The organism is Melioribacter sp. Ez-97 (assembly GCF_051488665.1).
GTDB lineage: Bacteria > Bacteroidota > Ignavibacteria > Ignavibacteriales > Melioribacteraceae > Melioribacter.
In genome coordinates this window covers 66,117-91,447 of the sequence record NZ_JBPSEG010000002.1, presented here as the reverse complement: position 1 = coordinate 91,447, position 25,331 = coordinate 66,117, and the positions used below count along the sequence as shown (strand labels likewise).

20 protein-coding genes and 1 tRNA gene are annotated in these 25,331 nt (G+C 40.7%); 19 read left to right on the top strand and 2 right to left on the bottom strand.

All coding sequences use genetic code 11. The features are described 5' to 3' along the window. Positions 1-74 precede the first annotated feature (74 nt). Positions 75-1,106 (top strand): LacI family DNA-binding transcriptional regulator, encoded by a 1,032-nt coding sequence (locus ACSSWA_RS02760; RefSeq protein WP_437355057.1) that lies wholly within the window; start codon positions 75-77, stop codon positions 1,104-1,106. 12 nt (positions 1,107-1,118) lie between these two features. On the opposite strand, the gene uvrC is transcribed toward ACSSWA_RS02760, so the two are convergent. Then, on the bottom strand, positions 1,119-2,963 hold the full coding sequence (uvrC, locus tag ACSSWA_RS02755) for an excinuclease ABC subunit UvrC (protein ID WP_437355056.1): 1,845 nt from the start codon (positions 2,961-2,963) through the stop codon (positions 1,119-1,121). Positions 2,964-3,026: 63 nt separating this feature from the next. Then, positions 3,027-4,262, bottom strand: coding sequence for a glucose-1-phosphate adenylyltransferase (gene glgC, locus ACSSWA_RS02750; protein ID WP_437355055.1), 1,236 nt, complete (start codon positions 4,260-4,262; stop codon positions 3,027-3,029). Positions 4,263-4,365: 103 nt separating this feature from the next. On the opposite strand from glgC, the gene ACSSWA_RS02745 reads away from it, so the two are divergent. The 18 genes from ACSSWA_RS02745 (at position 4,366) to rodA (ending at position 25,323) form a co-directional block, all read left to right on the top strand. Next, positions 4,366-6,045, top strand: coding sequence for a M1 family metallopeptidase (locus tag ACSSWA_RS02745; RefSeq protein ID WP_437355054.1), 1,680 nt, complete (start codon positions 4,366-4,368; stop codon positions 6,043-6,045). Then, the gene (locus ACSSWA_RS02740; protein WP_437355053.1) at positions 6,038-6,763 is read left to right on the top strand and encodes a UDP-2,3-diacylglucosamine diphosphatase; all 726 of its coding nucleotides are present in this window, start codon (positions 6,038-6,040) and stop codon (positions 6,761-6,763) included. Before ACSSWA_RS02745 ends, ACSSWA_RS02740 begins: the two co-directional genes overlap by 8 nt. A 3-nt stretch (positions 6,764-6,766) precedes the next feature. After that, positions 6,767-9,043 carry a penicillin-binding protein 1A gene (locus ACSSWA_RS02735; RefSeq protein ID WP_437355052.1) on the top strand — a complete coding sequence of 759 codons (2,277 nt, stop codon included), beginning with the start codon at positions 6,767-6,769 and terminating at the stop codon, positions 9,041-9,043. A gap of 29 nt (positions 9,044-9,072) precedes the next feature. Continuing rightward, a tRNA-Leu gene (locus ACSSWA_RS02730) sits at positions 9,073-9,159 on the top strand. Positions 9,160-9,236: 77 nt separating this feature from the next. Further along, positions 9,237-10,112, top strand: coding sequence for a squalene synthase HpnC (gene hpnC / locus ACSSWA_RS02725; RefSeq protein ID WP_437355051.1), 876 nt, complete (start codon positions 9,237-9,239; stop codon positions 10,110-10,112). Beyond that, the gene (gene hpnD, locus ACSSWA_RS02720) at positions 10,109-10,951 is read left to right on the top strand and encodes a presqualene diphosphate synthase HpnD (protein ID WP_437355050.1); all 843 of its coding nucleotides are present in this window, start codon (positions 10,109-10,111) and stop codon (positions 10,949-10,951) included. Before hpnC ends, hpnD begins: the two co-directional genes overlap by 4 nt. Positions 10,952-10,953: 2 nt before the next feature. Then, positions 10,954-12,249: a hydroxysqualene dehydroxylase HpnE gene (hpnE, locus tag ACSSWA_RS02715; protein ID WP_437355049.1), complete on the top strand. Its 1,296-nt coding sequence runs from the start codon at positions 10,954-10,956 to the stop codon at positions 12,247-12,249. A 37-nt stretch (positions 12,250-12,286) separates the two neighbouring features. After that, positions 12,287-13,597 carry a citrate (Si)-synthase gene (locus tag ACSSWA_RS02710; protein ID WP_437355048.1) on the top strand — a complete coding sequence of 437 codons (1,311 nt, stop codon included), beginning with the start codon at positions 12,287-12,289 and terminating at the stop codon, positions 13,595-13,597. Positions 13,598-13,636: 39 nt separating this feature from the next. Next, positions 13,637-14,560, top strand: a complete 924-nt coding sequence (locus tag ACSSWA_RS02705; protein WP_437355047.1) for a lytic transglycosylase domain-containing protein — start codon at positions 13,637-13,639, stop codon at positions 14,558-14,560. A 93-nt stretch (positions 14,561-14,653) separates the two neighbouring features. Then, complete coding sequence (locus tag ACSSWA_RS02700) at positions 14,654-16,279, top strand: CTP synthase (protein ID WP_437355046.1); 1,626 nt, start codon at positions 14,654-14,656, stop codon at positions 16,277-16,279. After that, entirely contained in the window at positions 16,276-17,778 is a 1,503-nt protein-coding gene (locus ACSSWA_RS02695; protein ID WP_437355045.1) for a tetratricopeptide repeat protein, read from the top strand. The genes ACSSWA_RS02700 and ACSSWA_RS02695 overlap by 4 nt, the downstream gene beginning before the upstream one ends. 21 nt (positions 17,779-17,799) lie before the next feature. Further along, positions 17,800-18,411, top strand: coding sequence for a phosphoribosylglycinamide formyltransferase (gene purN, locus ACSSWA_RS02690; protein ID WP_437355044.1), 612 nt, complete (start codon positions 17,800-17,802; stop codon positions 18,409-18,411). A gap of 4 nt (positions 18,412-18,415) precedes the next feature. After that, entirely contained in the window at positions 18,416-19,933 is a 1,518-nt protein-coding gene (gene purH / locus ACSSWA_RS02685) for a bifunctional phosphoribosylaminoimidazolecarboxamide formyltransferase/IMP cyclohydrolase (protein ID WP_437355043.1), read from the top strand. A gap of 25 nt (positions 19,934-19,958) precedes the next feature. Continuing rightward, the gene (locus ACSSWA_RS02680) at positions 19,959-20,984 is read left to right on the top strand and encodes a rod shape-determining protein (RefSeq protein WP_014857480.1); all 1,026 of its coding nucleotides are present in this window, start codon (positions 19,959-19,961) and stop codon (positions 20,982-20,984) included. Next, positions 20,984-21,814 (top strand): rod shape-determining protein MreC, encoded by an 831-nt coding sequence (mreC, locus tag ACSSWA_RS02675; protein WP_437355042.1) that lies wholly within the window; start codon positions 20,984-20,986, stop codon positions 21,812-21,814. Before ACSSWA_RS02680 ends, mreC begins: the two co-directional genes overlap by 1 nt. Beyond that, positions 21,811-22,299, top strand: coding sequence for a rod shape-determining protein MreD (gene mreD / locus ACSSWA_RS02670; RefSeq protein ID WP_437355041.1), 489 nt, complete (start codon positions 21,811-21,813; stop codon positions 22,297-22,299). Before mreC ends, mreD begins: the two co-directional genes overlap by 4 nt. Next, positions 22,296-24,104 (top strand): penicillin-binding protein 2, encoded by a 1,809-nt coding sequence (gene mrdA / locus ACSSWA_RS02665; protein WP_437355040.1) that lies wholly within the window; start codon positions 22,296-22,298, stop codon positions 24,102-24,104. Before mreD ends, mrdA begins: the two co-directional genes overlap by 4 nt. Further along, positions 24,094-25,323: a rod shape-determining protein RodA gene (gene rodA / locus ACSSWA_RS02660; RefSeq protein ID WP_437355039.1), complete on the top strand. Its 1,230-nt coding sequence runs from the start codon at positions 24,094-24,096 to the stop codon at positions 25,321-25,323. The genes mrdA and rodA overlap by 11 nt, the downstream gene beginning before the upstream one ends. The last annotated feature ends 8 nt before the right edge of the window (positions 25,324-25,331 follow it).

Genomic DNA, 25,331 nt, shown 5'->3' with positions numbered 1-25,331 from the left:
AAAAGTATTTTTGAATGTTTTATAATGGTATTAAACCGTTTTAATTTGGGGAGTTCCAAAGCAGGAAAAATTATATGAAGAAAATTACTATTGTCGATGTTGCTAGGAAAGCAGGTGTGTCTAAAGGTACTGTCTCTGCAGTAATAAACGCCAAAAATACGGTCAAGCCCGAAACGCGCGATCACATCCTCCAGATAATGAAAGAGCTTAATTACCGACCTAAGGGCGTTGCAAGGAATTTAAAGAACGGCAATCAGGATAAGGCTATCGGAATTATCATCAAAGATTTGAATTATCCGTTTTACACCGCGATTGCTTCCGGGGTAAAAGAATATGCCAATTCGAAAGGCTACTCGGTGGTTGTTACCAGTTCGGAAAACGACCACGAATCCGAAATCAGATTTTCTCATATGTTTTCGTCTAAGGATATTAAAGGAGCTATTATTGCGCCGATCGTTGAAGGAAGCTCTGAAATTGAACATCTCTTTAAATTAAAGATGATAAATTATCCCTTCGTTCTTTTGGAAGACGTAAAGGGAATACAAGCCAATGTGGTTGCCATCGATAACCAGAACGCAATCAAAAAAGCTGTGAAATATCTATTCGATTGCGGACATACCAAAATAGTTCATTTTGCTGGTCCGCCTCAATCTTCACACACTCAGGAACGTATCGAAGGATTCAAGCAGGCTTTCAGCGAAAGTCCCTTGATTCTAAAAGACGATATGATTGTTTCGATCGGTTCGCAATTCGAAGAAAGCTTCGGTAAAACTATCGAGTATTTTAAGAACCGTAAGAAAGAAGATTATCCGACTGCCATCGTCTGTTTCAACGACCAGCAGGCTCTCGGCGTTATTATGGCGTTGAAGGAGCTAAGAATAAAAGTGCCTGACGATATCTCGATAGTTGGCAACGACGACATTTATTATGCCCGTATCTACCCGATACCATTGACTACGATTAGAGCCCCGCAGCATGAAATCGGCAGGAAAGCGGCAGAGATATTAATTCGGAATATCGAATCGAACGTATTATTGCCTCCCGAAAAAGTTGTATTGGAAACCGAGCTCATTATAAGAGAATCCACGAGAGTATTGAACGGCTGAGCGTTATTGTTTCTAGATGCTTCCGGGATGATAATGATCGTGGATAATTTTTGCTTTTGCTTGTCCTACTATTGACGCCAGTTTTTCGACATCAGCTTGTTTTATCTCCTCGATCGACATCGCGCTTAGGAGTTTTTCCGCCAATTTTTTACCGACGCCTTTAATATTCAGTAACTCTGTTGTAATAGTCCGCTTTGTTCTGCGTTGACGATGATACGTTATGGCGAACCTGTGCGCTTCGTCTCTGATATGCTGAAGCAATTTCAAAACAGGCGAGGTTTTAGGGATTATATGCGGTTCCTTTTCGCCGGGCAGGAAAATTTCTTCAAGTCTTTTTGCCAGTCCGATAATATCATAATTTTTTGCGCCCAACTTTTCAAGAGCTTCCATCGCGCTGGACAATTGCCCTTTCCCTCCGTCTACCACAATCAAGTCGGGCATCGGCTCGCTGCCGTCCAAAATTTTCGAATACCTTCTTTCGATTATTTCTTTCATACTGGCAAAGTCGTCGGGGCCAACAACGCTTCTTATTATAAATTTTCTGTATAAACTTTTTTTCGGTTTGCCGTCGACAAACACTACCATACTTGCGACGGCGTCGCTGCCCTGCAAATTGGAATTATCGAAACACTCGATTCTTCGCGGTAGATTTTTTAGTCTCAATTCTTTCTGCAGAGCCGCGATAACAAACGGTACGCTGCCTTCTTTTTTCATTTTTTGCAGCTGAATTTCTTTAAGGTGTAGTATCGAATTTTGTTTGCACATCATCAATAACGACTTAGCCTCGCTCATTTTTTTCGGCACGATAAAACGACATTTGAAACCGGCTTTCTCGCTGAGCCATTCTATAAGCGTATCGCTGTCGTCGGGTTCTTCTTCCAATATAATTTCTTTGGGTATTTCAATGTAGTCGTTATAATAAAATTTAACTATCGAAGCATAGAGCGCTCTCGTATCGTAAATATCTTCCGTAGTTGATAAACTATCCGAAGTTGTCAGCGTCAATTGTCGTTTACCGACTAATTTGCCCGCTCGGATGTTCAATACAGTAGCGGCTACGTCTTTCCCTTCATAAGCGGCGGAAATGATATCGCGGTCTTCTTTCTCCGTTGTTACCACTTTTTGCTTTGAAGAATAAACCTGTAATTGCTCGATACGGTCGCGTAATTCCGCCGCTCTTTCGAATTCTAATTTTTGTACCGCCTGTTGCATTTGCTGCTGCAGTTCGCTTATCAAATCATCTGTTTTGCCTTTCAAAACTTTTATGACTTGCTTTACGAGTTGTCCGTATTCATCTTCGGATATCAGACCTTCGCACGGTCCGTCGCATTTTTTAATGTGATAATCGAGGCATAATTTATATTTTTTCTTCTCTATCGTTTCCTGAGTAATATGATATTTGCAGCTCCTAATCTTGAATATTTTATTTATCAGCCTGAGGGATTTCTTCATGCTCTTTACATCCGTATACGGTCCGAAATACTTAGAACCGTCGTTTACTACATTTCGAGTCGGATAAACCTGAGGAAAAGGTTCGTTCGAAATTTTGATATACGGATAAGATTTGTCGTCTTTAAGATTAACGTTGTACCGCGGTTTGAGCTGTTTTATGAGATTGTTCTCGAGTACAAGGGCTTCTATTTCGTTATCAGTAATTATTAATTCAATATCTGCGATTTTGGAAACCAGAGCCGCCGTTTTGGGAGAATCGATATTATTATGGAAATAACTCCTGACTCTGTTTCGAAGATTCTTCGCTTTGCCAACGTAGATAACTTTACCGTTTTTATCCAGAAATTGATAAATACCCGGCAAATTGGGCAGATTATCGAGTTTATTTTGTAGGGTTTCATTCATAAGGCGAAAAATAAACTATAAAGGATAACAAGGCAAGGAATTGATGATTCCCTGCCTTATTACTCAGAATTTGTAATTCTTTGGTATGATAACTATGCCCGTTTCGGACACTTTGAAGCGCTTTTTGTCTTCTTCGGGGTCGAATCCGATTTCGGTGCCTTCCGGAACGTGTACGTTTTTATCGATAATAGCTCGTCGTATTCTCGAATATCTTCCGATATTGCAATTGTCCATTATTATTGAATCTGTTATGTAAGTATAACTGTTGACCCTTACATTAAAGCCGAGTATCGACCTTTCAACCAGACCGCCGGAGATAATAGTGCCGTCTGTAATTAAGGAATTGATTGCGCGTCCAACGCGTTCGCCTTCGTGCGATACCGTTTTGGCAGGGGGGAACTGTCTTTGCTCGGTTCTTAACGGCCAGTGCGTGTCGTAAAGATTAAAATGGGGATTGACGCTTATTAAATCCATACTCGCTGCGTAGTAGCTTTCGATTGTTCCTACGTCGACCCAATACGGTTCCGGTTTTTTGTTTTCGTCTATAAAACGGTAAGCTTTCAAGTTGTAATTATTCTTTAACATATAAGGAATAACGTGTTTTCCGAAATCGAGGCTCGGAACCTTTTCTTCTTCCATTTTGTACATGGCTTCTTTCAAAGCCTTCACGCTGAAAACATAAATACCCATATTCACAAAACTTTGATCCGGGATATTCGGTATTGCAGGCGGATCCTTTGGCTTTTCGATAAACGATTGAATTGTGTAATCTTCGGAAATCTGTATAACGCCGAACCTGCTTGCCTGATCTTTGGGTATGTTAATTGCCGATAAAGTTAAATCGGCTTTCTTTTCGATATGGTATTGAATCATTTTCAGGTAATCCATTTTGTAAATATGGTCGCCCGAAAGTATCAATACCCAGTCGTATTGATGATCTTCAATCAAGTTGAAGTTCTGGTAAATTGCATTCGCAGTTCCGAGATACCAGTCGCTGCTGGTTTTGAACTGTGGCGGTATCGAATAGATAAATTCGCCCAGTTCGGGATTGAAGATGTTCCAGGCTTCGTATAAATGCCGGTTCAGCGAGTCGGATTTATACTGAGTGAGGACATAAATTTTTCTGAATCCCGAATTAAGGCAATTCGATAATGTAAAGTCGATGATTCTGTATTTCCCCCCGAAGGAAACCGAAGGTTTTGTGCGGTCTTTTGTTAACGGGAATAATCTTTCTCCCTGACCGCCCGCAAGAATCATGGTTAAGGTTTTTCTTAATATTTCAGAGCCGGTGTATGCCATAGCTTCCTCGACAATTTGCATTAAAATATATTCAATTAATAATTGATTGGCAACGTCAGAATTAATTAATTTTGTGTTAATATTAACTTATTTTTTCTCCATAATGAAAAAGTTTCTGGTTCCGTTAATCATACTTACAATCATTGCGCTTACGCTGTTGGTCGGTGCTTTTGTCTTTTCTCCCGACGCGCCGATGGCTTACGGTTTCTACAAATCGATGCTATTTTCTCAAGACGAACTGGAGGTTGAATCCGATTCGGATATCGACGTTATCCGTTACAATATAAAAGTAAGCTTGCACCCGAAGAATAAATTAATCAACGGAGAAACGGAAATTTTCTTCGTTCCGAAATCGAAATCTGCAAATGAAATTGAATTCGATTTTTATGACAACATGCGGATTGATAATCTAAAACTCAACGGGAAGGAGACCGGATACAAAAGAGACGACGACAAAATTATTATCGAACCGGCGAAGTCATTGCCCGATACGTCTCTGCTCGAAGTTCGTTACTCGGGGACGCCGCTTAAGAAAGGTTTCGGGTCGTTTAATTTCGAAAATCTGGAAGATTCGTATTTCGTTTATACGATGAACGAACCGACATTCGCATCAACCTGGTTCCCTTGTAACGACCGCCCGGACGATAAAGCGCTAGTCGATATCTATATTGAAAATGACTCTGATTATGTTTCCCTATCAAACGGTAAGCTTGCCGGAATTCAAGAAAAGGGAAACAGAAAAATTTATCACTGGAAAACTTTTTATCCGATCTCTACCTACTTGATTGCAATTTATTCAGGCGAGTATCAATCTTATTATACTAATTATGTTTCTACGGGCGGTGATACGCTCAGCCTGCAGTATTATGCGCTACCTGACAAATTTCAGCAGGCATTAAAGGATTTTGAGGATCATCCGGCTTACTTGAATATTTTCGAGAATTTATTCGGAGCATACCCATTTACCAGAGAGAAGTACGCCGTTGCCGAATTCTTATGGAAATACGGCGCAATGGAACATCAAACTTTAACCGGCGTGGGTTCGGATTTTATTACGGGCAGAAAATTTTTTCAGGATATGCTTGTTCATGAACTGGCTCATCATTGGTGGGGGAATGCCGTCAGTCCTGCCACTTGGAAAGACATCTGGCTGAATGAAGGTTTTGCAACTTATTCGGAGGCTCTCTACTGGGAAGCGAAAGCGGGCAAATCCGCTCTGATTTCAACTATGAAACCGAAAATTAGTAATTTTTCGGACACGCCTCTCTATAATCCGGGCATCAGACTCTTCAGCAGAACGATTTACGATAAAGGAGCATGGGCGCTACATATGTTGAGAAATGAAATCGGCGACAGTCTCTTCTTTGCGTCGCTGCGGAATTATTTGAATAAATATAAATATAAAAACGCATCCACGAGGGATTTTCAGGAGATATGTGAAGCCACATCCGGAGTGAACCTCGATTACTTTTTTAATCAGTGGATTTACGAAGGCACGGGAATAATCGAATTGGAAGCTAAATGGAGCGTCAGCAAAGAAGGAAACAAGTACAGGAACAAAATTAACGTTGAGCAGTTACAAAGCGGATACGAAAATTATATATTTCAGCTGGATATCATATTGTCGGGAAAAAAAGAATCTGAGACTAAGCGTGAAAAACTCTATATTGACAAAAGAAATAAATCTTTTGAAATCATAACCGGTTTCGAACCCGTTGAAATAGTTATGGACCCGGAATCAAAATTACTTGCAAAGTTTACGGTAGAAAAAGAAGATGAATAATTATTCCACCTATTTTTTTATATCGGACGTACATCTCGGGCTCGGCTTAAAAGACGAAGAAAAAGAAAAGGAAGCAAAATTAGTCAAGCTGATTAATTTCGCGGCTGAAAACTGCGACGAACTTTTTATACTGGGCGACTTATTCGACTATTGGTTCGAATATAAGCGCGTTATACAAAAAGGATATTATAAAACCTTGGCGGCGTTGATTGAATTTTCCGAGTCGGGTAAAAAGATTCATTATTTTATAGGGAACCACGACTTCCTGCACCGAAATTTTTTCCGAGACGAAATAGGAGCGGTATTGTACGAGAACCCCGCGTCTTTTACGTTGAACGGTAAAAATTTTTTTATAGGACACGGGGACGGACTTGTGCCGAACGATTCCGGATACAGAATTCTTAAATGGGTTCTGAGAAATAAAGTTTTACAAAGGCTCTATTCAACTATTCATCCCGATCTCGGAATTAAGCTTGCCAGCGGAACCAGTAAAACAAGCCGCTCGTACACATCGCGAAAAGACTATGGCAAAAAAGACGGACTTATCGAGACAGCGAAACAAAAAATTGACGAAGGTTATGATTATGTGGTATTCGGACATACGCATATTCGTTCCGAGTATGAATACAATAACGGGAAATATATTAATCTGGGGTCATGGCTCGACGAGCCTTGTTACGGCAAATTCACCGATTCATTTCAAATAATCAATTGGTAAGGTATGGCAAAAGCTATTAAGAAAAAAAGAAAAGTTTTACGATATTCACTGATTTTAACCGGACTTCTCCTGATTGCAGCTTCGGCGCTTTTTATACAATATATCATAGAGGGACTGCCGTCGCTTGAAGAGCTAGAGAATCCAAGACCGCAATTGGCGAGCAACGTATACAGCAGCGACGGCGTGTTGATAGGTCAATTTTTTAAGGAAAACAGAATTGAAATAAGTATTAAGGACGTTCCGCCGCATGTAATCCAAGCCTTGATTGCAACGGAGGACAGAAAATTCTACGAACATTGGGGCGTCGACCTCGAAAGGTTTGTTAAAGCAATGATTAAAAATATTTTTCTCGGACGCAGAGAAGGAGCAAGCACAATCACTCAGCAGCTAGCGAAAAATCTTTACGACCTCAAAATTCAAAACGAAACTCTCTTCGATACCGGTATTAGAAAAATAAGAGAATGGATTACGGCGGTTCAGATTGAAAAAAATTACACTAAAGACGAAATTCTCGAAATGTACCTCAACGTTCAGTGGTTCGGTCACGGAGCTTATGGAATCGGAATGGCTTCTAAAGTTTATTTCGACAAAAGCGTTCAGGAACTCACTGTTCCCGAATCCGCCGTTCTTGTGGCAATTCTGAAATCGTGGGTTTATTACGATCCTTATAATCGTTACGAAAGAGCGCTTCAACGCCGTAATCTGGTAATGAAAAATATGGTGGAAACGGGATATCTGAGCGAAGAAGAGTACGATAAGTATAAATTAATGCCGATAAAATTATCATATGAAAAAATTAAAAACGGCATCCGAAGCACAATTGCACCCCACTTTCTGGAACATATACGCAGACAAATGGAAAAGATTGCCGCCAAATACGGTTATGATTTGTATCGCGACGGCTTGAATATTTATACTTCTCTGGACAGCAGAATGCAGGAAATAGCAAATAAAGCGGTAGAACTTCATCTGAACGATTTTCAAAAACAGTTCGACAGAAGCTGGAAATGGAGTGAATATAAAGGCGACTTAAATGAATTGATTGACAAGGCTATCAGAAACAGAATTGAATATAAAACCGCACAGGATGCGGAAGCAAGAAAAGAAGTTTATAACAGATTCAAATACGACAGGGAATTTGTAGATTCGGTTAAGAAAGCCGCCACCCGTATTGAAGTCGGTTTTGTAGTTCTCGACGTTAAAACGGGCGAAATAAAGGCTATGGTGGGAGGGCGCAATCAGCGGTTCCTCTACGGGTTGAATCACGTAACGCAAATTAAAAGACAGCCCGGCTCGGCTTTCAAACCGATAGTCTACTCGGTAGCTATCGACAACGGTCTTTATCCCGCGTATCCGATTTTGAATCAGCCATTCGATTATAACGGCTGGAGTCCTCAGAATTTTGATTTGTCGACGGGAGGATTTACGACGCTCCGAACGGGCTTGGCTCATTCAATCAATATTGTCGCCGCCCGATTGATAATCGAAGATTATGCTCCTCTCTGGAAAATAGGTTTGTTTGCCGAGAAGATGGGCATTAAGAGTAAACTCGATTTATATCCGTCTATTGCCCTTGGAACTTCTCTCGTATCGCCTTTGGAAATGACGTCTGCGTTTGCAACTTTAGCTAACCGGGGAATTTATAACGAACCGATTTCGATTTTGAAGATAGAAGACAAAGACGGTATTCTTGTCGATAAATTTACTTCGGAAGCCAGAGAAGCTATACCGGAAGAGACGGCTTACCTGGTTACGGATATGATGCGCACTGCTGTAGACGAAGGAACCGGCGTTTCTATCAGATATCGGTTTAATTTTCAGAGACCCGCCGCAGGTAAGACAGGCACAACTCAGGATTTTGCGGACGCATGGTTTATCGGCTTTACGCCACAACTCGCCGCGGGCGTTTGGGTCGGGTTTGACGATCAGCAAGTCTCGTTTACCGGCGATTACGGACAGGGCGCGAGAGCGGCTCTGCCGGTCTGGGCGCTGTTTATGCACGACGTTTACCAGCAACTCGATCTGCCGCTTGAAGATTTCCAGATGCCGGCTAACGGTAACATTGTAACGGTCAATTATTGCAGGGAATCGATTTTCGAACTCGGCAATCCTAAGCTTTATTCAAGAGACTGCCGTAACGGTATTTATACGGACATTTCGAATGTGCGGGATATTCCTGATACATACGACGCTATGCGCGACAATTACGTTAAATTGCCGACCAAATATGCAATAAAAGATACTGCGGAAACTCAAGATTCCGTTTCTATTTTTCGATAAAATTTTTTAGATTTAGAGCCGTGATTTTTGCCCGGATGGTGGAATTGGTAGACACGCTAGCTTCAGGAGCTAGTTGGCTTACGCCAGTGCAGGTTCGAGTCCTGTTCCGGGCACCAATTCTTTAATTACTCCCATTTTTATTTATTATTCCGCGGGAATTCACTATCTTAATTCATCATAATTTAGTTTCAGTGTGATTAATAAAGTTATCGATAACGAGTATAATAACGCGCTCGAATTCGCACGCAAACACTACGAAAATTTTCCCGTAGCATCGTTATTTTTACCTGCAAGACTACGCAAACATGTTGCCATAGTTTATAAATTTGCGCGAATTGCAGACGATATTGCCGACGAAGGCGATGCGGAGATAAAAGAACGTCTCGAGAATCTGAGTTTGTACCGTCTCAAACTGTCGAACGCTCTCAATGGAAACTATTACGATAATTTCTGGGCGGCTCTCGACTCAACAATTAAAAATTTTAATCTGACCGAAGAGAATTTTTTTAATTTGCTCAAGGCTTTTGAATCGGATATAACCGTAAACCGATTCGAGACTTTTGATAATGTTCTGGAATATTGCCGTAATTCGGCAAATCCGGTGGGTAGAATAATCCTTGAATTGTTCGATATTCGCGTTGATAAAATATTCGATTACTCCGATTCGGTTTGTACGGCTCTGCAGTTGACAAACTTCTACCAGGATATATCGATTGACTTCCTGAAAGACAGACTCTATATTCCTCTCGATGAAATGAAGGAATATCAACTTGACGACGATAAATTGCTTATCTTCAACGACGAAGAAAAAGCAAGATTCAGAAAACTGATTAAATTGCAGGTAGACAGAAACAGAAAATTTTACGAGCGAGGCGAAAAAATTATTCCCGCTCTAATGAATCATCCCAATGCCGCCGGAGGATTGATTTGTCAGTTAAAACTTACGATACTTGGCGGTAATAAAATTTTGGATTATATTGAACGTAACAATTACAATACACTCGAATACAGACCAACGCTGAAGATAAACGATTTTGTTAAGTTATTTTTTAAAGCTATGTTCAAATGAAAGACGAAGCCAAAGAAATAGCGCAAAACAGCAAAAGCAGTTTTTACTATGCGTTCTCGCTGCTCGAACCCGAAAAGCGGGAAGCCATGAACGCCGTTTATGCTTTTTGCAGAACTACGGACGACATCGTTGACGAAACTTCGGAGCCAGATGAAATTAAATATGAGAAATTAAGAAAATGGCGAATCGAATTCGAAAAAGGTTTGAGAGGTCGTTCCGATTATCCTCTGCTCAACAAACTCAACCAGATTATTACTCGATTCAACATCCCGATAGAACCCTTCTTCGAATTAATAGAAGGGATGGAAATGGATCTGCAGAAGAAGAGCTACCTCAGCTTTGACGATCTCGTTCAGTATTGCTACCGAGTGGCTTCCACAGTCGGATTGATGTGCATTGAAATATTCGGTTACAAAAACAGCTCAGCAAAAGATTATGCCGTAAATCTCGGTATCGCATTGCAATTAACCAATATTATTCGGGATGTAGGCAAAGACATCGAAAACGACAGAATCTATTTGCCCAAGTACGACCTCGATAAATTTGATTATTCGATCGAAGATCTGAGAACCAAAAAATACAACGACAAGTTTATTCAATTGATGGATTTTGAAAGTAAAAGGGCGGAATTTTATTTTGATAAAGCCGACAATTCTTTAGACTTCGAAGATAAGCCTAAAATGTTTCCCGCGCGCGCAATGCAGCATATTTACGAAAGACTGTTGAAGAAAATCCGGAAAGCTAATTACGATGTTTTTAATAACAATATAAAAGTTTCTTCCACGGAAAAAATCGCCCTCTCTCTGGGAACGTGGATTAAGTATAATCTCGTCTATTGAGTATGAAAATCATAGTTGTCGGAGGGGGACTGTCGGGTTTAGCCGCTTCGGTTTTTCTTTCCGAAAAAGGATATAAAGTTACGCTGCTCGAAGCTTCTCCAAAATTGGGAGGAAGAGCCTATACGATATTCGAACCTGATTCGGGTTTGGAATTCGATAACGGGCAGCATCTGTTAATGGGTTGCTATAAATCAACTCTTCGTTTCCTGAAATTAATAGGCGCAGAATCCGAAATCGAACGTTTACCTTTGAGGGTCCCGTTCATAAAACCGGATAAAGGAATATCATATCTCCGGGCTATCGACGAATTTTATCCTCTTAACTTAATCGACGCAATTACTAACTTTGACGCCGTTAATTGGAAAAGCCGACTTCGTATCCTCGCGCTGATGTTGAAAATTAGAATAGGGGAGAATGACAGGGAATTAAATGTCAGCGTTTCTCGTTGGTTGAAAAATAATAATCAAACTGACGAAGCAATTGAAAATTTCTGGAAAGTTTTGTGCGTAGGCGCCCTGAATGCCGATCCCGAAAAAGCTTCGGCATCCGTTTTCAAAAATGTGATTAAGAGAATATTCTTTTCCGGAAAGGAAGGGTATAAATTCATTCTGCCTCGTAAGAATTTGAGAGCGATGTATATTGAAAAATCGAAAGATTTTATTTTAGCTAAAGGCGGGCGCATTTTTCTATCCGATCGCGTTCTGGAATTCCGGATTGATGGTGGATTAATCACGAAAATTGTTACCGCAAACAACGTTTACGATGATTTTGACATGGTCGTTACAGCGTTGCCGGCTCATGCATTAAGTAAAATTAATTTTAACGGTAGCCTCAGTTCCGGTATCCCTTCCCTTGAATACTCTCCGATACTCAATATTCACTTGTTTTTGGAAGATAATCCTTTTACTGAAAAGTATTATGCTTTGCTTGGAACGGATTACCATTGGCTTTTCAATCATGGGAAATATCTATCGATAACTTCCAGCTCGGCGGGAAAATTAATAAAAAAGAATAATGCAGATTTATTATCCGAATTATACTCGAATTTAGAATTATTTTTTCCTATATTTAACAGAAAATCGGTGAGAAGTTTCAGAATTATTAAAGAAAAAAGGGCAACTTTTGTTCCTTCTGGCGAAAGGTTGTTAAATAATACCGGAATTACTGCAAAAGTAGAAAATTTATTTATTGGAGGCGACTGGACTATACCGGAATTGCCGGCTACTATAGAAAGCGCGGTTCAGAGCGCGGAAAACGTATCACTTGAAATTTTTAATAGCACTCGAGTAAACGACTGATTGTGAATAGAACACTCAAATAAATTACGGAGGGATTATGTCGTCACTTAAGAAAAAACTCGAAGAAAAGATTCTACAGCACAGACCCCGAACCGAACGTTTGGTTAAGGAGTACGGAGACGTGAAAGTAGACGAGGTGAAAATCAGCCAGGTTATAGGAGGGATGAGAGGTATTAAATGCCTGGTTACTGATATTTCATATCTCGACCCCTTTGAAGGAATCCGTTTCAGAGGGTACACAATACCTGAAGTGCTCGAAAAACTTCCGAAGGTACCGGGCGCCGAAATGCCATATGTGGAAGGATTTCTCTATCTCTTGCTGACGGGCGATATTCCTACTATGCAGGAAGTCGAAGAAGTTCACAAAGAATTTAACGCCCGCAAAAAAGTGCCTCAATATGTTTTTGATATTCTTCATGCTATGCCGAAAGATTCCCACCCGATGACGATGTTTGCAACGGCGATCATGTCGATGCACCTCGACTCGGTATTCGATAAAGAATACAGAAAAGGAATTAAAAAGACAGATTATTGGTCGGCTTACTACGAAGACGCAATGAATTTGCTGGCTAAAATACCCGAAATAGCGGCTCATATTTACAGATGGAAATATAAAGACGGCGATATAATCCCGAGCGATCCCGACCTCGACATGGGAGGCAATTTTGCTCACATGATGGGCATCGACAGGCCTTACGACGACGTTGCCCGCCTCTATTTTATACTTCACAGCGACCACGAAAGCGGCAATGTCAGCGCTCATACGGGGCATCTAGTTGCCAGCGCTTTGTCCGATATTTATTATGCTATCAGCGCTATGCTAAACGGTCTAGCCGGTCCTTTGCACGGTCTTGCCAACGAGGAAGTGCTCAGATGGCTGCAGGGCGTTATGGATTCGATGGGCGGTAAAATACCTACGGAAGAAGAAATGAAAAAGTTCGTTTGGGATACTCTTAAATCGGGTAAAGTTATTCCGGGATTCGGACATGCCGTTTTGAGAAAAACCGATCCGAGATACATGGCTCAAAGAGAGTTCTGTTTGAAACACCTGCCGGATGATCCGATATTTAAATATGTAGACCTCTTGTTCAAAGTTGTTCCTCCAATATTGTTAGAACAGGGCAAAGCAAAGAATCCGTGGCCTAACGTCGACGCTCAATCGGGCGTTATTCAATGGCATTACGGAGTAAGAGAGTACGAATTCTATACCGTACTTTTCGGTATCGGAAGAGCTTTAGGAGTATGCTCAAACATCATATGGGCGCGCGGTCTCGGATATCCGATCGAACGTCCAAAATCTGTTACTACGGATATGCTCGAAGAAATTGCATTCGGAAAAAAATCTTAGCAAATCGAAGCTGCCCCCACAGGGCAGCTTTTTTTTTATATGAAAAGAGAAAACCTTTATTATATACCGATAACTTTATTATCTGCTGCGGTTATCATACTTGCACTGATATTGATTTATATTCTTCGCCACGAAAATTATCGTAAAATTACGGTGGAATTTAAAAATCCTGAATACAAAGTATTCGCGCCCGAAATACCGACTCGGATCGATTTTTGCGGCGAGCCTGCTCCGATGAATATTGAGGATGTATATGAACGCGTTGAACGCGAAATATTAATTAATGTGCATTGGAATTCATCCACTCTGCTCAATCTAAAAAGGGCAAACAGATGGTTCCCAGTTATTGAACCTATACTTAGAAAACACGGCGTTCCGGACGATTTCAAATATATGGCGGTAATTGAGAGCAATTTAACAAATGCGGTATCGCCTGCGGGAGCCGCGGGTTTCTGGCAGTTGACCGAACCGGCTGCAATTAAGTACGGATTGGAAATATCGAAAGCGGTCGACGAAAGGTACGACGTTGAAAAAGCTACCGAAGCGGCTTGTAAATATATTAAGGATTCTTTCGCAAAATACAAAAGCTGGACTATGGCAGCGGCATCATATAATTACGGAACAAACGGAATCGACCGACAGATTGACAGACAAAAAGAGGATAACTATTACGAGCTCTATTTAAATGAAGAAACTTTCCGATTTGTTGCGCGCATACTGGCTATAAAAGAAATCATGACTCATCCCGCAAAATACGGGTATTTTGTAGAACGGGAGGAACTCTACAAACCGTACAGATACAAAACAGTTAATGTAAGACACGGAATAAAAGATCTTGCCGATTTCGCAAAACGTCACGGCTCTTCATACAAAGAACTTAAACTATTGAATCCCTGGCTGAGGGACAATTACTTACCGTCGCGCAAAGGTAAAATCTACAGCATAAAAATTCCCGATAAGTAACATTATAGCCGCTTTTTATAAAATTTTTACTACAGATGTGGACAATTTTTTTTATTTTTCATTTTAAAAAAATTCTAATAAAAATTAAGAAAAATGGCACATAAGAAGAAGGTAAAGTACATATTTGTCACGGGCGGAGTAGTCTCGTCGTTGGGAAAAGGCATTACTGCTTCGTCGCTCGGGCTCCTGCTTAAATTAAGAGGATACAGCGTAACTATTCAAAAATTCGATCCTTATATAAATGTCGATCCCGGCACTATGAATCCGTTCCAGCACGGAGAAGTCTATGTAACTGATGACGGAGCCGAAACCGACCTCGACCTGGGACATTATGAACGTTTCCTTGACGTCGACATGTCGCGGGCTAACAATACGACCACAGGGCAGGTTTATAATGAAGTAATTACAAAGGAACGCAGAGGCGATTTTTTAGGCGCTACAGTTCAGGTGATTCCGCACATTACCGACGAAATTAAAAGAAGAATGAGATTGTTGGGCGAGTCGGGTAAATACGATATTGTTATTACCGAAATCGGCGGTACGGTAGGCGATATCGAAAGTCTTCCTTTTATTGAAGCAATGCGCCAAATTATGCTGGAAAGCGGCAGGAAAAACGCCATAAGTATTCACGTGACCCTTGTGCCGTATATCTCTTCCGCCGGCGAAATGAAAACCAAACCGACTCAGCACAGCGTCAAAAATCTGCTCGAACTCGGAATTCAACCCAATATACTCGTCTGCAGGTCGGAAGAAAAACTGCCGCGGGAAATACGCGAGAAAATAGCTCTCTTTACAAACGTTAAAACCGAAGCGGTTATTTCCGCCTACGATTGCTCGACAATTTATGAAGTGCCGCTCGTGCTGCACGAACAGGAATTGGACAGGATTGTACTCGACAGACTAAAACTGCCCGATATTACAATCAAACTCGACGGATGGAAAGAATTCGTAGATAAAGTATTGCACGCGGAAAATAAAGTAAAGATTGCCATCTGCGGCAAGTATATTGAAAATAAAGACGCCTACAAAAGCATATCCGAAGCGTTTATTCATGCCGGGGCGGAAAATGATTTGAAAGTTGAAACCGAATTCATTTCTTCGGAAGAAATCGAAGAAAAAGGCGCAGAACCTTTACTTAAAGATTTTGACGGGCTGTTAATACCGGGAGGATTCGGCGAACGCGGCATTGAAGGCAAAATTAAAGCAATTCAATACGCCAGAGAAAATAAAATACCGTTCTTCGGTATATGCCTCGGATTGCAGTGCGCAGTTATAGAATTTGCGCGCAATGTGTGCGGAATTAAATCTGCCAACAGTCAGGAATTCCGCAGCCGAAGCCCTTACAATGTAATTCACATTATGCCCGACCAGGCAAAAGTGAAAGTGAAAGGCGCAACTATGCGTCTCGGAGCATATCCCTGCGTAATCAAAAAGAAAACCAAAGCTTTCGAAGCATATAAAAAACAAAAAATATCAGAACGCCATCGACACCGTTACGAGGTAAATAACAAATTCAGATCTGTGTTGGAAAAACACGGTATGATTTTCAGCGGTTTGTCGCCCGACGAAAATCTCGTGGAAATGATAGAAATTGAAGACCATCCCTGGTTTGTCGGTTGTCAGTTCCATCCGGAATTAAAATCGAGAGCTACCAAAGCTCACCCGTTGTTCAGGGAATTTGTCAAAGCGGCGTTTAATTATTCCCGGGAGAAAAAGTGAACGGAAAATTACTTTTTGTTTTCCTTTCTTTTCTTTTTTTTACGAGCTCGTTTTCTCAAAGCAGAAGGGAATATTTATTAAATCAGGGATTGAACAAAGCTTATAATCTCGAATTCAAAGCAGCCGAAGAATTATACAATAAAGTCTTAGACGCCGAACCGAATTTACCCGACGGTTATTTTCGTATTGCACAACTTTATTTCTGGTCGTTCCTGGCAAGCCATGATATCGGACAATATTATGTCTTCCTTAAATTTGCCGAATTGACAGAGGAAAAATTAGACCTCCTGTTATCAAATAAACCCCAGAACGCTTATTATACTTATATGTCCGGCAATCTGGCTTCGTTAAGAGCGATGGCTTATGCCATTAATAATTCCGCAGTAGACGCTTTCTGGTACAGCAAAAAAGCGGTTAAACTGTTCAATACTACTCTGGAAATTAATCCTAAGTTTTACGACGCTTATCTCGGACTCGGTCTTTTCGATTATGCAATGAGTTTTATACCCGAATTTTTGGGATGGACTTTGAATCTTACCGGACTTTCCTCCGATAAAGCAAGGGGGCTCAGATACATAAAACTTGCGTACGAAAAAGGAAAATACGACAGGACAGAAGCCGCATTCCATCTATCTAAAATTTATGTCGACTATATTGCCGAGTATGACAGCGCTGAAATATACATTAATAAACTTGTTGAAAAATATCCCGGCAACAGTTTATTCGTTTATCAGCAGGGACTTGTTCGGTTTAAGAAACACAAGCTCGATAATGCGCTCTCTTTATTCAATAAGGTAATTAAGATTAACAAAGAAGAATTTCCTCAGATTTCGGCTCTGGCTCGTTACAGAATTGCCAATATTTATTTTTGTAGAAATAACTTTGCTAAAGCTCTCGAAAATTATAAAATCTATTATGATACCGCCCGCGAACCGGACTACCTGAGTGAAACCGCGCTGAAATCGGCTCTCTGTTTTAAGTTTTTAGGACTGAACGATTCTTTTTATGTAAGCCTCGAAAGAATAGACGAAGGCAACCCTGACTTATTCGAGGACGCCTACGCTAAAAAATTGGCTTCTTATTTTAAAGACTCGGGTATAAACGATGAAGATTTATTATTAATTCGTATGAGTAATAACATCTGCGCAACGAGGTACAAACAGGTATATGACACATTAAGCGTTTATGCGGATTCATTGACGGGAGTTAAAAAAGCCTTTGCGTTGCTCTATCTTTCCGAAGCTGCTTACGGTTTAAAGAAGTATGATGAATCGATTTATTATTCTGAAAATATTCACAAAATCAAAATAAACAAATTCTTTTGGATTATTCCCAAATCCTATTTTCTGACGGCTGCTTCTTATTATTCGCAGAAAAATTATGAAAAAGCTTTGCACTACTTGACTTTAGCCGAAGATAATAATAAATATGATTTTATCGATTATATACAGGCGTCAATAGAAAATTTGAAGAGAAAACTAAACAAGAGAATTAATTAGTCGGCAAATATTGAACGATTTATGATTAATATTGCAGTGTTTGTGTCGGGACGGGGCTCAAATTTCAGAGCCATTAACGAAAAAGTATCCGCTGATAAAATTAAAATCGTTGCGTTAATAAGCAATCGTATCGATTGCGCGGCGGTTGAATACGCGAAAATGAATAATATCCCCGTTCATTATGTTGCAGATGAAACCAAAGGGGATTTTATTAGCTATGACGACTTAATAGGAGTACTCAAGAACCGCGGTGTGGAATTAATAGTTCTTGCCGGTTTTTTGAAGAAAATTCCCGACAGTTTTGTCGATGCATTCGAAAATAAGATTATTAATATACATCCGGCTATACTGCCGGCTTTCGGCGGAAAAGGAATGTACGGACTCAATGTGCATAAGGCTGTTTTTAATTCGTCTGCAAAAGTATCCGGCGCCACGATTCATTTCGTAGATAAAATTTATGACAACGGCAAAATTATTTTGCAAAAGTGCGTCGATATATCGGATGTAAAATCGCCCGAGGAAATTGCAGAACGAGTTTTGAAAATTGAACATGAAATTCTTCCGTACACAGTAGAAAAATTTGCCGAAGGCAAAATCAGTATTCAAAATAACAGAGTAATTATAGCGGAGTAAAAAATTGAAAAAGTTAGCTTTAATAAGCGTATCGGATAAGACTAATATAGTCGAATTTGCTTCGGAACTTATCAAGCATAAATACGGCATACTTGCCACAGGTAAGACAGCCAAAACTTTGATGGATAACGGCGTCGAATGTACTGAGATTAGCGATTTTACTTCTTATCCGGAAATTTTCTCAGGACGGGTTAAAACGCTGAATCCGAAAATCTTCGGCGGTATTTTAATGCGACGCGATTTGGAAGAGGATATTCGACAGGCGGCTGAAAATAATATCGTTCCGATTGATATAGTTTGCGTCAATCTCTATCCTTTTCCTCAGGTTGTTAACCGTGATGACATTTCGCTCCAAGTTAAAATTGAAAATATCGATATAGGCGGACCGAGTTTAATTAGAGCCGCAGCCAAGAATTACAAATATGTATCGGTACTCACAAATCCCGATCAATACGAGCGCTTCCTTCAAGAATTGAATGAAGGTGAAATCAGTTTGGAAACGCGGAGTAAATTGGCTGCCGAAGCTTTTTCTCATACTTCGATGTACGATACTATTATTGCCAACTTTTTCGAGAAAGAATTTCTGCCCGAGCCGACGGCAGTCAGATTAAATTACAAAACGGCATTTCGGCTAAGGTACGGCGAAAACCCGCACCAAAAAGCAACGTTGTTTGGCGATTTCTCCGATTACTTCGAAGTGTTGCACGGGAAAGAATTGTCTTACAATAATATAATCGACCTGACAGCAGCCGTGGAATTGGTTTCTGAGTTCGATAAAACAGGTTGCGCAATAATTAAACATACAAATCCGTGCGGAGCCGCAGTAGCCAATTCAGTTACGGAAGCTTACGAGAAAGCCCTTTCGGGCGATCCCGTGTCTGCCTTCGGCGGTATCGTGGCTTTCAATAAAGAAGTGGATGTAGAAACGGCTCGTAAACTGAACGATATTTTTCTGGAAATAGTTTGCGCCCCTTCTTTCACTGAAGAAGCGCTCGATGAATTGAAAAAGAAGAAGAACAGAAGATTGATACATATTAAAAAATATCCGGACGAAAATCAGCCGGTTATTAAAAGCGTTCCCGGCGGTTTGTTGGTTCAGGATAAAGATAATTCTAAAATTTCCGATAATATGATGAAGGTGGTAACTGAAAGAGAGCCGACTCGATCGGAAATCGAAGACCTTAAATTTGCATGGGTGGTTTGTAAACATACAAAGTCGAATGCGATAGTCTTCGTTAAAGACGGCAAAGCGCTCGGCGTTGGAGCCGGACAAATGTCGCGCGTTGATTCGGCTAAAATTGCAGCTATTAAAGCAAAACAATTCGGTCATCATCTCGAGGGTGCAGTGGCGGCGTCGGATGCCTTCTTTCCCTTTGCGGACGGTCTTATTGAAATTGCCAAATACGGAGTAGTTTCCGTTATTCAGCCCGGAGGCTCTGTGCGCGACGAAGAAGTTATCAAAGCGGCTAATGAAAATAATATATCTATGATATTTACAGGAATAAGAAATTTCAAACACTGACCTCGACTGCGAGGTGGGAGGATATATGGGATTATTCGACTTTTTTATGACTGATCTTGCTATCGACCTCGGAACTGCAAATACTCTTATCTACATTAAGGGTAAAGGGATAGTGCTAAACGAGCCTTCGATAGTTGCATACGATAGAAATACCAAAAGAATTATAGAACTGGGAAATAAAGCAAAAGAGATGCAGGGCAGGGAGCATCGGGATATTAGAGTAACGCGCCCGATGCGCGACGGCGTTATTGCCGATTTCGAAATAGCCGAAGGAATGATTAGGGCTTTTATCAAAAAAGTGACGTCGAGCAGTTTTGCAAGCAAAAGGGTTGTTGTAGCCGTTCCGAGCGGAGTGACGGAAGTTGAAAAACGCGCGGTGCGCGACGCTGCAGAACACGCGGGCGCAAAGGAAGTCCACTTGATTGCCGAGCCGATGGCGGGCGCAATCGGAATCGGTATCGACGTTGAAGCTCCGGCAGGCAATATGATTATCGATATCGGCGGCGGTACGACGGAAATAGCCGTAATTGCTCTGGGCGGAATTGTAAACGAAGAATCGATTAGAATTGCAGGCGACGAGATGAACAACGCCATAATGCAATTCTTTAAGAAAAATTATAACTTACTGATCGGCGAACGCACTGCCGAGGCTATTAAATGCGAAGTCGGCTCTGCCGTACCTCTTAAAGAGGAGGTGACTATTCAAGTTAAAGGCAGAGACCTGGTGGGCGGTATTCCGAAAACTACAGAGGTCAGTTCAGTCGAAATAAGAGAAGCTCTTAATGAAAATATTATACAGATTGTCGACGCGGTAAAACAAACGCTCGAACGTACGCCGCCGGAATTATCTGCCGACATTCTCGACCGCGGCGTAATGTTAACCGGCGGAGGCGCGCTGCTTAAAGGTCTGGACGAGAGAATCAGAATGGAAACAAATTTACCGGTTCACGTGGCTGAAGACCCTCTTACTGCTGTAGTGAGAGGCACAGGCAAAGCTTTGGAAAATATTAATAAGTATTCGAAAGTATTTTTGCGTAAAAGAACATACTGATGATTAGATTTTTGTTTAAGATATTTAGAAGATATAAGGAATATATTCTCCTCTTTATTCTCTCTGCTATTAGTCTGCTTGCGCTATCTTTTAATGACAGCTCTCAGTTGATACGATTAAAGCAATTTGCATTCGGAAATTTTGCGGTCGTTAGCGAATTATTAAACTATCCGGTTTCGATTTTCAGACAGCGTGAATCGATCGAAGAACTCAAACGAGAAAATGCGCAATTGATGTTAGAATTGAGCAGACTCAGAAACAGGGTAGAAGAAAATATAGAATTGAGAGCGGCTTTAAATTTAAGAGACTCTCTCAACTATCCCATTATTGCAGCGGATATAATTTCCAAGACGGTAAACTACGTCGACGGCTCTTTTATTATAAATAAAGGATTGAACGACGGTATCCGTATCGGGATGCCGGCAATTAGTTCAAGCGGCTTGGTAGGTATAGTAACCGATATTTCTCATGATTATTCCGTCGTAAGAAATCTTTATAATACGAAACTCAAAATTGCAGCGGCAATAAAACCGCCGAATCTCAACGGTATTATGACATGGGACGGCAACAAACTGATCATTAAAAATATTCCGTCAACTTATGATATACAAATCGGAAGCAAAGTCGAGACTTCCGATTTCAGCACTATATTCCCTCCGAACTTGCCAATCGGAGAAGTTATTGACAGGGAAGAAGTGCCTGTCGGATTTCTGCATTCGGTTACGGTTCGCCCGTATACGGATATCAGAACTTTGTATAACGTTTTTATAATGCAAATAATACCCGATAAAAAACTCGACGACATTAAACTTAATCTTATTAAAAAATGATTAAACAAATTTCGATACCTGTTTTAATATTTATTCTGCTCGCTGCCGTTCAATTAACGGTAGTTCCTCTTATAAGTATATCGGGAATAGCGCCTAATCTCTTGATAATTTTAATAACATTTTATGCATTGAAGCACGGACAGATTTTCGGAATGCTACTTGGTTTTATTCTGGGACTTCTGTACGATTTGATTTCAGGAGGAGCCGTGGGCGTCAATATGTTTGCAATGACAGTTAGCGGCTTTATAGCGGGATATTTTTATAATGAAAATAAAGTGGAAATTAATACGGCAACCGTCTATTTTTTCTATATTAGCCTGATTTCGGCTATAGCTTATTCTTTTTTATACACGTTGATCGCGGCTACCAGACCCGAACTTAATCTGTTTATCCTTTTGATTGAAGGAAGCTTATTGCCCGCTTTATATACTTCTGTTTTTGCATTGCCGGTAGTAATTGCAATGCCTAGAAGGGAATTAAGATGAAAGAGCAAATTTTCGGACGCGACGTTCGGAGAAGAATCTTATACGTAATAATAATCTCATTCTTTATCGTCTCGTTTATCCAATTGTTTAACATGCAAGTACTGCAGGGGAGCGTCTATACGGTTAAGGCAAACGAAAACAGCGTAAAGCCGATTTATCAGACGGCTCCGAGAGGGATACTTTACGATAGAAACAACAACATACTGGTAGGAAACGAGCCTTCTTTTACATTGAGAATTACGCCGGATAAATACGATACGTCGCTCAACCGTTATCTGGAGACTATACTCGGATTCGATAGGGGTTATTTAAGCGGATTGTTGGAAAAGAACAAACGTATGTCGCCTTACGTTCCGGTCAGGATTGCAAAGAATGTAGATTATAAAGTTATTGCCTGGTATGAAGAAAATGCCGAAAAACTACCCGGCGTCGATTATGTTATAGAAACACGAAGAGACTATTCGTTCGGAGTGCGCGGCTCGCATATTTTCGGATACTTAAGGGAAATAAACAAAAACCAGTTGGAAAAGATGGCGGGTTACAGTCTGGGAGATGAAATAGGGTATGCGGGAATAGAAAAAAATTATGAATCGGTTCTGCGCGGCGAAAAAGGGATCCAATATTTATTGGTCGATTCGCACCAAAAAACAATCGGCAGGTATAATTCAGGTAAAAGCGATATAGCGCCCACAAAAGGATATGATTTAGTGCTTACTCTGGATAAATATACGCAGCAAGTCGCCGAATCTCTCTTTACGGATAAACGCGGAGCGCTGGTGGCAATCGAACCTTCCACCGGCGAAATTCTGGCAATGGTCAGTTCGCCAATGTACGATCTGGAAAATTTTTCTTCCATGAATTTTTCAAAAGTATGGAAAGAATTGAACGAAGACGAGGATAAGCCTCTCTTTAACAGAGCGACCATGTCGATCTATTCTCCGGGTTCTACTTTTAAGATGGTAGCGGCTATAGCGGGACTTGAGGAAGGAATTATTACAGAAAAGACCCGATTCTTTTGTAACGGAGGTTATTACTTCGGCGACCGGTTTTTTAAATGCCTTCATTATCATTCCAATACTGATCTTACAACATCTATTGAAAAATCGTGCAATGCATATTATTATCAGCTCGCTTTAAAAATAGGTCTCGACAATTGGTCTAAATACGCTGCAAAATTCGGATTCGGGAGAAAAACCGGCATTGATATCGGCGAAGAAACTTCGGGATTGCTGCCGACGAAACAATATTATGAAAATGCTTTCGGCAAGGACCGCTGGCCTAAAGGTATATTATTGAGTTTGGGTATCGGGCAGGGCGAACTCAGCGTTACGCCTTTGCAATTGGCTCAATATGCCGCTCTGCTTGCCAATTACGGTAAATCCGCAAAACCCCATCTCGTTAAAGGTATTTTGAAAAAAGGGAAATTTCAGGGAATTGAACCACAGTATTTTGATATCGGAATAAGCAGACGCTCGTTCGATATTGTAAGGCATGCAATGTATCTCGTTGTCAACGGCGCCGGCACGGCAACTAACATCAGATTGCCCGACATCAAGATTGCGGGTAAAACCGGCACGGCTCAAAATCCGCACGGAGACGACCATTCGATTTTTATTGGATTTGCCCCGTACGAAAATCCTAAAATTGCTGTAGCGGTAGTCGTTGAAAATGCGGGTTACGGAAGCACTGTTGCCGCTCCCATTGCCCGTGATGTTATAAAAGCTTACTTAAACAAGCATGTTGACAGCGATAATAAAATAATTAAGAACGAAGTTGCAGCAGGAGCAAGTAAAATTGAAAATTGATTATAAATTAAACGATCGATTTGATATCGTCTTCTTTACATCCGTTTTGCTGTTGATATTATTCGGATTGGCGGCAATTTACAGCTCGACTGCTAATCATCCTACCGCGTCGCAAAATTTTAACAAACAATTGTTTTTTGCCGTTATTTCTCTGTTAACGTTTTTTATAATATATAATCTTCCCGAACAGGCGTTTAAAAATATGGCTGTCCCTGCTTATGCATTTTCGTTGTTTTTGTTGATAGTTGTTTTAGCAGCAGGCAAAACAGTATACGGAGCCAAGAGCTGGCTCGATTTCGGACCGATCGGTTTTCAACCTTCCGAATTTGCAAAAATCGGAACTATTCTGGGTATATCATATTGGATATCTTACAAAGAAAGAGATATTAATAACATCAAAGATATAGCAATAGCAGTCGGCGTCGGTTTTTTACCGGCTTTGCTGATCTTATTGGAACCGGACACGGGCACAGCAATAATCTTTACTATACTTACGGTTTCGATTGTTTTCTGGAGCGGTATAAGTCTTTTTGCTTTATTTGTAGTCCTTTCGCCGCTGATTGTAACTTTTGCGTCGCTTTTGGGAACTATCTATTTTATAGCCTCTCTCGTTGCGGTTATTATAGCGCTCTTTATATTTAAGAGGGACTTATTCAACAGTATAGCAATATTCATGTTGAATTTAGGAGCGTCTTTCTTTTTCGAATACGGTTTCCGTTTGTTGAAGCCTCACCAGCAAAAGAGAATTGAAACTTTTATTAATCCGTATGCAGATCCTTTGGGAGCGGGCTATAATGCGCTGCAGGCAAAACTTGCTATCGGATCTGGTGGGATCTTCGGCAAAGGTTTTATGCAAGGGAATCAAACGCAATTGCGTTTCATCCCGGAGCAGTGGACGGATTTTATTTATTGCGTTATAGGCGAGGAATTCGGTTTTATCGGAAGCATTATTGTTCTTATGCTTTTCTTAATGGTATTTTTGAGATTACTTTACTTTGCCTCGATTTCAAAAGATAAATTCGGCTCGCTTGTTATAATTGGAGCGCTGACTCTTTACTTTTCGCATTTTGCTATTAATATCGGAATGAATTTGGGCATTACTCCTGTTATCGGCATTCCGCTGCCGTTTTTGAGTTACGGAGGAAGTTCTTTGCTGGTTAATATGATTTTAGCCGGCATTGTTATGAATATTTATAAAAACAGAAAACTGCACACGTGAGGCGAAAT

Bases quoted from the DNA above. Each gene is read 5' to 3' on its own strand.
- ACSSWA_RS02760 (WP_437355057.1), top strand. From the start codon at position 75: ATGAAGAAAATTACTATTGTCGATGTTGCTAGGAAAGCAGGTGTGTCT.
- uvrC (WP_437355056.1), bottom strand. From the start codon at position 2,963: ATGAATGAAACCCTACAAAATAAACTCGATAATCTGCCCAATTTGCCG.
- glgC (WP_437355055.1), bottom strand. From the start codon at position 4,262: ATGGCATACACCGGCTCTGAAATATTAAGAAAAACCTTAACCATGATT.
- ACSSWA_RS02745 (WP_437355054.1), top strand. From the start codon at position 4,366: ATGAAAAAGTTTCTGGTTCCGTTAATCATACTTACAATCATTGCGCTT.
- ACSSWA_RS02740 (WP_437355053.1), top strand. From the start codon at position 6,038: ATGAATAATTATTCCACCTATTTTTTTATATCGGACGTACATCTCGGG.
- ACSSWA_RS02735 (WP_437355052.1), top strand. From the start codon at position 6,767: ATGGCAAAAGCTATTAAGAAAAAAAGAAAAGTTTTACGATATTCACTG.
- hpnD (WP_437355050.1), top strand. From the start codon at position 10,109: ATGAAAGACGAAGCCAAAGAAATAGCGCAAAACAGCAAAAGCAGTTTT.
- hpnE (WP_437355049.1), top strand. From the start codon at position 10,954: ATGAAAATCATAGTTGTCGGAGGGGGACTGTCGGGTTTAGCCGCTTCG.
- ACSSWA_RS02710 (WP_437355048.1), top strand. From the start codon at position 12,287: ATGTCGTCACTTAAGAAAAAACTCGAAGAAAAGATTCTACAGCACAGA.
- ACSSWA_RS02705 (WP_437355047.1), top strand. From the start codon at position 13,637: ATGAAAAGAGAAAACCTTTATTATATACCGATAACTTTATTATCTGCT.
- ACSSWA_RS02700 (WP_437355046.1), top strand. From the start codon at position 14,654: ATGGCACATAAGAAGAAGGTAAAGTACATATTTGTCACGGGCGGAGTA.
- purN (WP_437355044.1), top strand. From the start codon at position 17,800: ATGATTAATATTGCAGTGTTTGTGTCGGGACGGGGCTCAAATTTCAGA.
- ACSSWA_RS02680 (WP_014857480.1), top strand. From the start codon at position 19,959: ATGGGATTATTCGACTTTTTTATGACTGATCTTGCTATCGACCTCGGA.
- mreC (WP_437355042.1), top strand. From the start codon at position 20,984: ATGATTAGATTTTTGTTTAAGATATTTAGAAGATATAAGGAATATATT.
- mreD (WP_437355041.1), top strand. From the start codon at position 21,811: ATGATTAAACAAATTTCGATACCTGTTTTAATATTTATTCTGCTCGCT.
- mrdA (WP_437355040.1), top strand. From the start codon at position 22,296: ATGAAAGAGCAAATTTTCGGACGCGACGTTCGGAGAAGAATCTTATAC.